The sequence below is a fragment of the Cyanobium usitatum str. Tous genome, assembly GCF_963920485.1.
In the GTDB taxonomy this organism is placed as follows: domain Bacteria; phylum Cyanobacteriota; class Cyanobacteriia; order PCC-6307; family Cyanobiaceae; genus Cyanobium_A; species Cyanobium_A usitatum_A.
On record NZ_OY986431.1, the window covers coordinates 177,763 to 189,075 of the forward strand.

The 11,313-nt window shown below is 64.8% G+C and carries 11 protein-coding genes; 4 read left to right on the forward strand and 7 right to left on the reverse strand.

The features are described 5' to 3' along the window. Nucleotides 1-2: 2 nt before the first annotated feature. From infB to U9970_RS01030, 5 genes are all read right to left on the reverse strand, one after another. Nucleotides 3-3,356: a translation initiation factor IF-2 gene (gene infB, locus U9970_RS01010; protein WP_322764913.1), complete on the reverse strand. Its 3,354-nt coding sequence runs from the start codon at nt 3,354-3,356 to the stop codon at nt 3-5. A gap of 83 nt (nt 3,357-3,439) precedes the next feature. Beyond that, nucleotides 3,440-3,718, reverse strand: a complete 279-nt coding sequence (locus U9970_RS01015) for a YlxR family protein (protein ID WP_106502372.1) — start codon at nt 3,716-3,718, stop codon at nt 3,440-3,442. After that, the gene (gene nusA / locus U9970_RS01020; protein ID WP_322764914.1) at nt 3,715-5,067 is read right to left on the reverse strand and encodes a transcription termination factor NusA; all 1,353 of its coding nucleotides are present in this window, start codon (nt 5,065-5,067) and stop codon (nt 3,715-3,717) included. Before nusA ends, U9970_RS01015 begins: the two co-directional genes overlap by 4 nt. A 31-nt stretch (nt 5,068-5,098) precedes the next feature. Beyond that, on the reverse strand, nt 5,099-5,572 hold the full coding sequence (gene rimP / locus U9970_RS01025) for a ribosome maturation factor RimP (RefSeq protein WP_322764915.1): 474 nt from the start codon (nt 5,570-5,572) through the stop codon (nt 5,099-5,101). A gap of 182 nt (nt 5,573-5,754) precedes the next feature. Continuing rightward, nucleotides 5,755-6,033 carry a hypothetical protein gene (locus tag U9970_RS01030; protein WP_322764916.1) on the reverse strand — a complete coding sequence of 93 codons (279 nt, stop codon included), beginning with the start codon at nt 6,031-6,033 and terminating at the stop codon, nt 5,755-5,757. A gap of 100 nt (nt 6,034-6,133) precedes the next feature. Here U9970_RS01030 and U9970_RS01035 point away from each other — a divergent pair, with 100 nt between their 5' ends. Then, the gene (locus U9970_RS01035) at nt 6,134-7,309 is read left to right on the forward strand and encodes a trypsin-like peptidase domain-containing protein (protein WP_322764917.1); all 1,176 of its coding nucleotides are present in this window, start codon (nt 6,134-6,136) and stop codon (nt 7,307-7,309) included. Between the two features lie 36 nt (nt 7,310-7,345). Beyond that, the gene (gene rpiA / locus U9970_RS01040; protein WP_322764918.1) at nt 7,346-8,059 is read left to right on the forward strand and encodes a ribose-5-phosphate isomerase RpiA; all 714 of its coding nucleotides are present in this window, start codon (nt 7,346-7,348) and stop codon (nt 8,057-8,059) included. On the opposite strand, the gene U9970_RS01045 is transcribed toward rpiA, so the two are convergent. Next, on the reverse strand, nt 8,045-8,524 hold the full coding sequence (locus tag U9970_RS01045) for a secondary thiamine-phosphate synthase enzyme YjbQ (RefSeq protein ID WP_322764919.1): 480 nt from the start codon (nt 8,522-8,524) through the stop codon (nt 8,045-8,047). The genes rpiA and U9970_RS01045 overlap by 15 nt on opposite strands. 21 nt (nt 8,525-8,545) lie before the next feature. Next, nucleotides 8,546-9,862, reverse strand: coding sequence for a histidinol dehydrogenase (gene hisD / locus U9970_RS01050; protein WP_407653059.1), 1,317 nt, complete (start codon nt 9,860-9,862; stop codon nt 8,546-8,548). A gap of 120 nt (nt 9,863-9,982) precedes the next feature. Here hisD and rpsT point away from each other — a divergent pair, with 120 nt between their 5' ends. Together rpsT and U9970_RS01060 are read left to right on the forward strand one after the other, a co-directional pair. After that, nucleotides 9,983-10,291, forward strand: a complete 309-nt coding sequence (gene rpsT / locus U9970_RS01055) for a 30S ribosomal protein S20 (RefSeq protein WP_322764920.1) — start codon at nt 9,983-9,985, stop codon at nt 10,289-10,291. A gap of 14 nt (nt 10,292-10,305) precedes the next feature. Continuing rightward, a complete protein-coding gene (locus tag U9970_RS01060) occupies nt 10,306-11,130 on the forward strand; it encodes a TatD family hydrolase (protein WP_322764921.1) in 825 nt (274 codons plus the stop codon). The last annotated feature ends 183 nt before the right edge of the window (nt 11,131-11,313 follow it).

Below are 11,313 nucleotides of genomic sequence, written 5' to 3' on the forward strand. Positions count from 1 at the left end.
GGTCAGATGGTGAGGGTTCGGCGCTGAGTGGCCAATTTGAACGCCTCCACCCGATCCCCTTCCTGCCAGCCGGTGTAGCGGTCGGTGCCGATGCCGCACTCGAAGCCGGTGGCAACTTCCTTGACGTCGTCCTTGTTGCGACGCAGGGAGTCGAGGTCGCCCTCGAACACCTTCTCCTTGCCGCGCCACACCCGCACTTTGCAGTTGCGTTGCAGCTTGCCGCTGGTCACATAGCAACCAGCCACCGCACTGCGGCCAATGGTGAATACGGCGCGCACCTCGGCTTCGCCAAGGGACTCCTCCACCAACTCCGGCTCCAGCAGGCCTTCCATAGCCATCTGGATGTCTTCCAGCAGCTTGTAGATGACGTCGTAGTCGCGCACGTCGACGCCGGTGGCATCGGAGGCGCGTTTGGCGCCAGGGGCCATTGAGGTGTTGAAGCCAACGATCACGGCGCCGGAGGCGGCGGCTAGATCGACGTCGGTTTCGGTGATCTCGCCAGGTGCTGAGAGCAGTACCCGCACCTGCACCTCGCCCTGAGGGAGTCGCTCCAGGGAGCCGAGAATCGCCTCCACGGAGCCCTGCACGTCTGCTTTGAGGATCAAGTTGAGCTCCTTGAGCTCGCCCTCGCTGGCCTGGCCCGACATCGAGGCCAGGGAAACCCGACGTGAAGCCATTTGCTGGGCAAGTCGGGTGGCCCGGGCCTCGTTGGCGCGGTCGCCTACCACCGAGCGGGCGGTCTTCTCATCTGGATAGACCTCAAATTCGTCGCCAGCGGTTGGCACTTCGCTGAAGCCGAGGGCTTCAACGGCATAGGAAGGACCTGCCTCCTTAACCCGCTTGCCGGTGTCATCCACCATGGCGCGCACCTTGCCCAGAACCGGGCCTGCCGCCAGCACGTCACCAGCTTTGAGGGTGCCGTTCTGGATTAGCAGGGTGGCAACAGGGCCCTTGGCCTTGTCGAGGTGGGCCTCGATCACGGTGCCCCGAGCCATGCGGTTCGGGTTGGCCTGGAGGTCTTCCACCTCGGTGACCAGCAGGATCATCTCCAGCAATTTGTCGACGTTCTCACCCTTGAGAGCGCTGACAGGCACCATCACCGTGTCGCCACCCCAGTCTTCAGCCACCAGTTCGAGGCCGGAGAGTTCCTGTTTGACCCGGTCGGCGGAGGCCCCTTCCTTGTCGATCTTGTTGATCGCCACCACGATCGGCACCTTGGCGGCCCGGGCATGGCTGATTGCCTCGAGGGTTTGGGGCCGTACGCCGTCATCGGCTGCCACCACCAGCACTGCCACGTCTGTGACCTTGGTGCCGCGGGCTCGCATGGCGGTGAACGCCTCGTGGCCCGGGGTGTCGAGGAAGGTGATCTTGCGTTGTTCGCCTGCGTGGGGGATCTCCACTTGATAGGCGCCGATGTGCTGGGTGATGCCGCCGGCTTCGCCCGCTGCAACTCGGGTTTTGCGGATTGCGTCGAGAAGGCTGGTCTTGCCGTGGTCGACGTGTCCCATCACGGTCACCACGGGGGGGCGACGGATCAGGTGGGCGCGATCGCTTTCTTCGATCATCTCAACCGTCTTGGCGGCCGCTGCCTCGACGTCGTCTTCGAGTACCGGTACGCCGAATTCCTCGGCCACCGCTTCGATTGTGGAGAGGTCAAGGCTTTGGGTCACCGTGGCGATGACCCCCTTGAAGAAGAGGCTCTTGATGATCTCGGAGCTTTCCACACCGAGCTTCTCGGCCAGCTCCTGCACCGTGAGGTTGCCCTCCGGCACGATCAGCATTTCGGGCCGAACAGCCTTGGCTTCGCGGGTCGCACGGAGTTCCATGGCCCGGCGGCGCTGACGCTGGCGGGTGGTTTCCTTCTTGCGCTTGCGCATCGCCGCCATGGGTTTGGCGGCTGGGGTGGAGGCGGTGCGGGGCTTGGCCGGGCGGGCCAGGCTGGCCTGCAGCACATAGGCCTCATGTTCACCGGCGTAGCCACCGGTTTCAGCCGTGAGCGCATCATCGTTTTCGCCGATGATGTGAACCTTGGTGCGCTGCTTTTGAGGCGTACGGCTGCGCAGGGCCTCCAGCTTGGCGCTGTCGTCCCAGTCAGGTCGGCGGGGGCGTCCGGCTGCACCAGCGGGCGTTGGGGCCCGGAAGCCAGGCCTTCTGGGGGCTGCTGGCGGGGTTGCGCTGGGTCGCACCAGTTCCGGTGTGCCGCCAGGGCTGCTGGGTGCACCTGCTGGGGCTTCGCTGCGGTCGCCGGGGCGCCGCGGCGGTGGGGCTGTGGGGCGGCCGGAGGGCTTCTGGAGCTGCATCAGCTCGCCAGGAGCCATCGGCTTGCGCATGCCGGCTGGCATACCCGGACGGCCAGGTGCTGCCGGGCGACCGGGAGCTCCTAGGCCAATAGGGGCTCCAGGGGCTTCGCTATCGCGGCGAATCGGCTTGCCGACAAGCTCCAAGGGGGTTGGGCCAGGACGGCCCCCAGCTCCAGGCTGGCCTGGACGGGTTGGAGCTGGCACGCCAGTGCGTTGGGGGCTGGCGGGACGCTGACTCAGGGGCGCCCTGCCTGCTGGCGGAGCCGGGCGGCTGCTGGTGGTGCCCCCCGCAGGGGTGCTGATGGGCCTACCCACCAGCTGGGGCTTGCCGGGCGCTGGCCGCATCGGCAATTCCGGTTTGCGGCTCGCAGCTGGTGCCGGAGCTGCAGGGGCCGGGCGGGCCGGGGCTGGGGTGGCTGGGCGAGCTGGCTTGGATGCAATCACCACAGGCTTGCTGGGTGAAGCAGGCTTGCTGGCTGAAGCAGTTGCGGGCCTGGCTGGTGCCGGGGGCTTGGTCGGTGCCGGCGGCTTGCTCACCAAGGTGGGCTTGCTTGCAGCTGCTGGCTGTTTGACAACTTCTGGTTGCTTGACAAGCTCAGGCTGCTTGGAGACCAGCTGAGGCTTGGCAACCACCTGTGGCTTGGAGGCCAGGGGTGGCTTGCTTGCCAAGGGCGGCTTGTTGGGCAGGGCTGGCTTACCCGCAGGAGCTGCGGCGGGCCGGGCCGGGGGCATGACCGGCTTGGCTGCCGCCGGAGCGACCGGCCGGGGGCTGGTGGCTGGCTGGGGAGGGGCTGGCGATGGGACAGCGGCGGTCTCAGCCTTTTTGACGGCGAGGATCGCTTTCGGCGGAGCGGCAGCGGGCGGCGCTGCCGCCTTGCTGCCGTTCGAGCCGCCCTCGATCAAGGAGCGAATCCGTGTCGCTTCGTCGTCGCTGATAGAGCTGCTATGGCTCTTTGCCGCAACCCCCAGCTTCTCGGCGGCGTCGAGCACGTCCTTGTTCTCCAGGCCTAAGTCCCGGGACAGCTCATAAATTCTGACTTTGCCGCTGCTGGTCATTCAGGTCTCCATGGGTCGGGGCCCAAAGGCCGCCATGCGGGGCCGAGGGGCACACCAGGCCGCACGCGCGCTGCGGCCAATGTTCATCTTGCCTCAGAGGCGAGATCGGCGCCTGGGGTCAGGCGCTTTTCCAGCGTTTCGACAATTGCATCTGCAACCTGGCAGCGCAGGGCCCGCTGCAGACGCTTACGTCGTTTCGCCTCTTCCAGACACGCCTGGTTGGGGCAGAGATAGGCCGAACGGCCCATGCCCTGATCCAACCCGAGTCCCCCTTCGGCCAGCCGAATTACCCGCCAAAGCTGCTGGCGATCCAGCAGCGCGCGGCAGGCAACACAGCGCCGAAGCACGGCACGGCGACTCACCGGGCCTCTGCCTCGCTTGCCTGGGGCGCCTCCTCTTCCTCGTAGTAACCGGCTTCGTCTTCTGGCAGGGGGTAAAGCTCCCGCAGACGGGCATCCTCCTCGGCCCGGGCGGCCTGTTCGATTTCAAGGCGGGCTTCGGCTTCGGCCTGAAGAGCCTCCTCCTCTTGCCGCTGGGCAATCAGCTCAGCCACCACCGCATCTTCCGAGGCTTGGTCGTATTCGCCGGCGTTCTTGATGTCGAGTTTCCAGCCGGTAAGGCGGGCGGCCAGACGCACGTTTTGGCCTTCGCGGCCAATGGCAAGGCTGAGCTGATCGGAGGGAACCAGCACGTGGGCGTGCTGGCCTTCAGGGTCGACCAGGCGAACCATTTCAACCCTTGCCGGGCTGAGGGAGTTGGCGATGTATTGGCCCGGGTCGGGCGACCAGCGAATCACGTCGATTTTCTCGCCACGCAGCTCGTTAACCACCTGCTGAATTCGGGAGCCGCGGGCGCCAATGCAGGCACCCACTGGATCAACTTCGCGCTCCACCGAGTCGACGGCCACCTTGGTGCGCGGGCCAACTGAGCGGGAAGGGGGATTGGCTTCCCTGGCTACGGCGACGATTCGGACCGAACCCTCCTGGATCTCGGGAACTTCGTTCTCAAACAAATAGACCACCAGGCCCGCGTTGGAGCGGCTCACAAATAGCTGGGGGCCGCGCCGCGCCACCTCGCTCACCTCCTTGAGGAACACCTTGAAGGTGGCATTGGCCCTGTAGTTGTCGTTGGGCAGCTGGTCGCGGCGGGGCAGCTCGGCCTCGACCTCGGGGCGACCCAGGCCAGAACTCACGGCCATGATCACGCTTTGGCGCTCGAAGCGGATCACCCGAGCGGTGAGCACGGGATCCTCCAGGTCGGCGAACTCCTCCTGGATCATGCGGCGCTGCTGGTCCCGCAGCTTCTGAGCCAACACCTGCTTGGTGGTGGCGGCGGCCATGCGGCCGAAGTCGTCTTTCTCCGGGGTGACATCCAGCACCACCGTGTCGCCGATCTGGGCGTCATCGGCAACCTGCTGCACTTCGGCTAGGGCGATTTGGTGGTCTTCGCTCTCAACTTCCTCAACAATTATTTTCGAGGCCAGAACTCGGTAGCCCTCCTCCTCCAGGTCCAGGCCCACATCGAAGTTGGAGAAGTAGTCCTCTTCGAAGGGGTCTTCACTGATCCCGAGGTAGAGGGTGCGGCGGTAGCGCTCATAGCCCTTAAGTAGGGCTTCCCTCAGGGCGGCCTCCACCACGGCGGGCGCCAGCTTCTTCTCGTCGCTGATGTCCTCGATCAGGTTATTCAGACCGGGGAGCAGAACCAGGGCCATGGATCAGGGGTGAGAAATGGTCAGGGGAAAGTCAGTCGGACTCGGATGGGGTGACCAGGCAGACGCTGATCACGGAGTCTCGGGGGATGCGCTGGGTGCGGCCGCGGATGTTGATGTGAACATCCGTCGCATCGCGCTCTAGGAGGAGCCCTTCGCGCCGCACGTCGAGCCCTTGGTTGTCACGGCAGAGCACGACAACGGGAAATCCGCGAAATGAGCGGAAATCGCGATCGTCGCGCAGCTCGTCGCTGACGCCAGGGCTGCTGATCTCCAGCACATAAGCATCACCAAGCAGCTCGGCAGCCTCGATCGCCTCGGCCAGCGGTGCACTTAGGGAAGCGCACTCATCCAGGTTGATGTCACTGCCATCAGCTCGCTGCACCAGCACCTGCACCGTCATGGGGATGCGATGGGTGAAGACGTGCACTCCCTTGAGCTCAAACCCAGTAGCTACCACAGCCGCTTGGGCTAGGCGCTCTAGGTCGGGCAGGAGAGGGTGGGGCAATGCGGCGGGGAAGCTGGGGGCAGGCGGCCCGCCGGCTTGTGCAGTACTAAAACTGCCCTGCAGAGCACAGCTGTTCAGTAAAAACCGAACCCTTGGCGAAGCGCTGAATGCTCAGCGAGGCGCCAAACCGTGACTGGAGGGTATGCCCGCCGGGCAAGCATTCAGCCTAGGGGATAGGAAGCTCAGGGGCCAGGAGCCGATGCCGGCGGTATTTCGATGATCGGGGCTTCGGCGAAGTAGTCGCTTTGTTGGACGGTGCCCCTTTGGCTGGCGTCCTGGTTCAGGCACTGGGCTTGCTGTTCGCCGGTGCGCAGGTATTGGCATACCCGTGCCCAGAGCTTTGCCCGGGTGCCGGGGCCTCCCTGGCTGAAGTGCACCTGGTCGTTGCCGCCAACCATGCCCTGGATTTCCACCTGGCAAAGGCTGCAGCGCTGACGCGTGCCGGGGGGAATTACTGCCATTGCCACTGTGCGATCTCGATTCAATTTAGGCCGTTACAACCGCCTGCCTGCCCCTATCTCCATTCCCTGCCGCCTTGATGGGCTCCCTAGCCTCATAGCCATGCGTCAAGGAACGTCGATGAAGTGGGTGTTGGGGGCGAGCTTGTCTCTGGTCAGGCTGGTTTGGACGGTCGGCCTCGGCCTAGCCCTGGGACTTGGATCTTTCAGCGCTGTTGCCCTAGCTCTGGAGCCTGGGGTCGATCCCATTGGGCAGGTCATTCCCCACAGCTTTGTGGCCGAGGCAGCTCGGGCCGTGGCGCCAGCGGTGGTGCGGATCGACACCGAGCGCGAGGTGGCTCGCCAAGCCTTTGATCCCGCCCTGCTCGATCCTTTGCTGCGCGATCTATTCGGCGATCCCTCCGGCAGCATGCGAGAGCGGGGGCAGGGGTCTGGCGTTGTAATCGATGCAGCCAAGGGCCTGGTACTCACTAACGCCCACGTGGTCGATCAGGTCGACAGCGTTGAGGTCACTTTGGCCGATGGTCGCCATGTGGACGGTGCGGTGGTGGGCGCCGATTCGGTGACCGATCTGGCCGTGGTCAAAATCTCCGGCGCGCGGGATTTGCGCTCCGCCCGCCTGGGCGACTCCGAGGCCCTGGAGGTGGGCGATTGGGCCATTGCCATGGGCAGCCCTTATGGGCTCGAGCGCACCGTGACCCTGGGCATCGTTTCGAGCCTGCACCGCAATATCAACAGCCTGGGCTTCTCCGACAAGCGGCTCGATCTGATCCAAACCGATGCGGCCATCAATCCAGGCAATTCCGGTGGTCCGCTGATCAACGCCAGTGGCGAGGTGATCGGTATCAACACCCTGGTGCGCTCTGGACCAGGCGCAGGATTGGGATTTGCCATACCGATTAATTTGGCCCGAGGTGTGGCCAGCCAGCTCAGCAACGGCGGCCAGGTGATTCACCCCTATCTGGGATTGCAGTTGGTGCCGCTCACTGCTCGCCGCGCCCGGGACAACAATCGTGATCCCGAGGCTCTGTTGCAGCTGCCAGAGCGGGATGGTGCCCTGGTGCAAAGGGTGCTGCCCGCTAGTCCAGCGGAAACGGCTGGCCTGCGCCGCGGTGACCTAGTGGTGGCTGTGGCAGACCAGCCAGTGCCCGATCCGGCCAGCCTGCTGGAGCGTGTTGAGCGCAGCAGCGTTGGCGAGCCCCTGGCGCTCACGGTGGTTCGGGGTCAACGGGAACTCAGCCTGATGATCAAGCCGGCGGCCTTACCCCACTCCGGTTGAGCACTGCTACGGTCGCGGCCGATTCAGGAATATTTGATGTCGGATCTGCAGGACCGGATGAAGCAGGCAGTGGCTGCTGCGGCCACTGAGCAGATCCAGAGCGGCATGGTGGTCGGCCTGGGTTCCGGCTCCACCGCAGCCCTAATGATTCAGGCCCTCGGCGCCAAGCTCAAGAGCGGTGAACTCAGCGATGTGGTGGGTGTCACCACCTCCTTCCAAGGCGAGGTGCTGGCCGCTGAACTCGGCATTCCGCTCAAGAGCCTTAATGCGATTGAGCGCATCGATCTTGCAATTGATGGCGCAGATGAGGTGGATCCCGCTTTTCAATTGATCAAGGGCGGTGGTGCTTGCCACGTTCAGGAGAAATTGGTAGCAGTGCGGGCCGATCGCTTTGTGGTGGTGGTGGATTCCACCAAGCTGGTGGACACCCTCAACCTCGGCTTCCTACTGCCGGTGGAGGTGCTCCCCGGTGCCTGGCGTCAGGTGCAGGGTCAGCTCAAGGCAATGGGCGGCGAGGCCCAGCTGCGCATGGCCGTGAAGAAGGCCGGTCCGGTGGTGACCGATCAGGGAAACCTAGTTTTAGATGTGAAGTTTGCTGGTGGCATCAGCGATCCGGCTGGCCTGGAGGCGGCGATCAACAACCTGCCGGGCGTGTTGGAGAACGGCCTGTTCGTGAACATCACCGACCAGGTGCTGGTGGGTGAAATCGTGGACGGCGAGCCCCGGGTGCGGGATCTAATCAAGCGCTGAGTCTCGGCCCCCAACCGCGCTTCCGTCTCCGCACAGCTGCAGCAGCACCTGGCGCTGACGGGGGCCATCCAATTCCACCAGCAGCACGGCCTGGTAGCGGCCCAGGCCCAAGTGGCCGTCCACCACCGGTAGGGTGAGGTGGTTGCCCAGCTTCAGGGCGATCAGGTGGGCATGGGCGTTGCGCGGCTCATCGGCGGGAATGCCCGGCCGCAGGTGCAGGTCGTTGTGGGCGTAGGCCCGGTCGGGGGGCGTCAGGGCCAGGAAATGGCGCTCGATGTCGCCCAGCAACCGTTCCTCGGCCTCGTTTACGACCAGGGCGGTGGTGGTGTGCTGGCCGGCGGCCACCAGCAGACCATTGCGGATCCCGTTGGCATTCACGAAGGCTTGCAGGTCGGCGCTGATGTCGTGGCAGCTGAAGCTGGCCGTGGTGGTGAGTTCCAGCCGGGTGGAGTGAAACGTCACCATGGCGAAGCAAACTCCCCCATCTCAGTTCAGCCTGCGCCGCACCGATTCGGCATGGCTGTGCAGCCCCTCGCTTTCGGCCAGGGTGATCACCGCAGATCCGGTGGCCTCCAAGGCCTCCCGGTTAAAGCGGATCAGGCTTGTGTGGCGCATAAAGGTCTCCACGCTCAGGGCGCCGGCGAAGCGGGCCGTGCCGGCGGTGGGCAGGGTGTGGTTGGGGCCGGCTAGGTAGTCGCCGACGGCCTCGGGGGTGTACGGACCCATAAAGATGGCGCCGGCGTGCTTGATCTGTTCGGCCAGGCTTTCCGGGTCTTCCACCAGCAGCTCCAGATGTTCGGGGGCGAAGCAGTCGCTGAGTTGGGCGGCGCGGCCAAGGCTGTCGCAGAGCACGATCAGCCCCCAGTCGTTGAGGGCGGTGCGGGTGATTTCAGCCCTGGGGTGGTTCTCAAGCTGGGCCTCCAGGGCAGCTGGCATGGCGGCGGCCAGCTCCGGGCAGGTGGTCAGCAGGATCGCGGCTGCCAGGGGGTCGTGCTCGGCCTGGGCCAGCAGGTCTGCGGCTACCTGGTCGGCCCTGGCGCTGTGGTCGGCGATCACAAGTACCTCACTGGGCCCTGCCAGCGAATCGATAGCCACGCGGCCGTAGACCGCTTTTTTGGCCAGGGTCACGTAGAGGTTGCCGGGGCCGCTGATCACGTCGACCCGGGGAATGGTGGCCGTACCGAAGGCCAGGGCCCCGATTGCCTGGGCGCCCCCAACCCGATACACCTCCTCTACCCCGGCCAGGTGGGCGGCCGCCAGCACGGTTTCATGGGGCTCGCCGCCGGGACCTGGGGGCGTCACCATCACGAGCCGCTGCACCCCGGCTACCCGCGCCGGCACAGCATTCATCAGCACGGTGCTGGGGTATGAAGCCCGCCCCCCAGGCACGTATAGGCCGGCCCGCTGCACCGGCCGCCAGCGCCGACCCAGCAGTTCGCCATGGGGACCGGTGACGGCCAGATCGGTCGGCAGTTGATGCTGGTGGAAGGCGAGGATTCGCTGGTGTGCCAGGCGCAGGGCGTCCTGCAGGGGCGCCGGTGTGGCTTGCCAGGCGTCAGCCAGCCGCTGTGGCGCAATCCGCAGGGGATCGGGGCGCACGCCGTCAAAGCGTTCGGTGAGCTCCATCAGGGCGGCATCGCCTTCCGCTTGCACCCGGGCGAGGATCTCCTCGACCCGAACCATCTCTTCTCGCAGGCGCCCGCCACTGGTGCGCTCGGCGATGGTTGCCAGTCGATCAGGGGCGGCGTTTGAACCGTCATCGCGCAGGCAGCTGATCGATAGGGCAGCAGGCGTTGCGACCACGGAACGGCTCAGGGTTACGGGATTGTCAAGTTAGGCCGGCACAGTTCTTGCAGGCGGTGAGGCTCCTAAGGAGGGCCTGACGGTAGGATCTCCCTTCTCTGATCCAGCGTCCGTCCGCCTGTGGCCAATAACACCTCATCGAAGAAGCGCATTGAGGTTGCCGAGCGCAACCGTCTCCGCAACCGCACCTACAAGTCGGCCCTGCGCACCTTGATGAAGCGCTGCTTCACCGCTTGCAGCGCTTATTCCCAGACCCCTGGTGAAGACGCCAAGACGGCTGTTCAAACCACCATGAATGCCGCCTTCAGCAAGATTGATAAGGCGGTGAAGGTGGGTGTGCTGCACCGCAACACCGGAGCCAATCAGAAGTCGCGTATCAGTGCCGCTGTGAAGCAGGTGATCGAGCCAGCTGCAGCCGTCCAAGCCTGAGCCAGCCTCCCTCCGTGACTGCCTCGCCAGCATCGACCGAATCGGGTTTGCCCGTTTTGGTCGACAGCCACTGCCACATCGTTTTCCGCAATTTCGACGACGACCTAGAGGCGGTAGCCCAGCGGTGGCGTGATGCAGGTGTTCGTTCCCTGGTTCACGCCTGCGTTGAGCCCGGGGAAATTCCAGCGATCCGCGCCCTGGCAGATCGTTTTGACGAGTTGCGCTATTCCGTAGGGGTCCATCCGCTCGATACCGAGCACTGGCAGCCCGACACGCCAGAGATTTTGCGTCAAGCCGCCCAGGCTGATCGGCGGGTGGTGGCGATCGGAGAACTCGGCCTCGATCTGTTCCGTGAGCAGAATTTGGCTGCCCAGATGGCCATGCTCGAGCCACAGCTTGATCTGGCAGTGGAGCTGGACCTGCCTGTGATTGTGCATTGCCGCGACGCTGCCGAGCCGATGCTGGCCTTGCTGAGGCAGCGGGCCTCCCTTGGGGGCTGCCCTCGCGGCGTGATGCATTGCTGGGGTGGAGATCCGGAGGAGATGGCCGGTTTTTTAGAGCTCGGTTTCTTCATTAGCTTTAGCGGCACGGTGACTTTCCCCAAGGCGGAAGCCACCCATGCCTGCGCCCGCCAGGTGCCCGCTGATCGCTATCTGGTGGAAACCGATTGTCCCTTCTTGGCGCCGGTGCCCCGCCGCGGCAAGCGCAACGAGCCAGCTTTTGTGGCGGCGGTGGCAGTCCGAGTAGCCGATTTGCGTGGGCAAACCCTCACAGAAGTGGCTAATACCAGCAGTTCCAACGCCTCACGGCTGTTTGGCCTGCCGCTTCACAATGTATGATGTTTTATTGGCCTGGAAGCGGAAGCGCTGCTTGTTGTCGACGTCTGCACTCTTGAAGCGACCCCGTTAAGCATGCCCCCTCGGGCAGCCGTTCCCTACTAGGGGAGCGGCTGTTTGTGTGGGCGGTTGCGGAGCATTCAAGTCAGCGGTGATCGGCATCAGATGCGTTCCACTGCCCAGTCC

What these genes read in the sequence shown, in the direction of transcription:
- infB (WP_322764913.1), bottom strand. Translation starts at nt 3,356, where the DNA reads ATGACCAGCAGCGGCAAAGTCAGAATTTATGAGCTGTCCCGGGACTTA.
- nusA (WP_322764914.1), bottom strand. Translation starts at nt 5,067, where the DNA reads ATGGCCCTGGTTCTGCTCCCCGGTCTGAATAACCTGATCGAGGACATC.
- U9970_RS01030 (WP_322764916.1), bottom strand. Translation starts at nt 6,033, where the DNA reads ATGGCAGTAATTCCCCCCGGCACGCGTCAGCGCTGCAGCCTTTGCCAG.
- U9970_RS01035 (WP_322764917.1), top strand. Translation starts at nt 6,134, where the DNA reads ATGCGTCAAGGAACGTCGATGAAGTGGGTGTTGGGGGCGAGCTTGTCT.
- rpiA (WP_322764918.1), top strand. Translation starts at nt 7,346, where the DNA reads ATGTCGGATCTGCAGGACCGGATGAAGCAGGCAGTGGCTGCTGCGGCC.
- U9970_RS01045 (WP_322764919.1), bottom strand. Translation starts at nt 8,524, where the DNA reads ATGGTGACGTTTCACTCCACCCGGCTGGAACTCACCACCACGGCCAGC.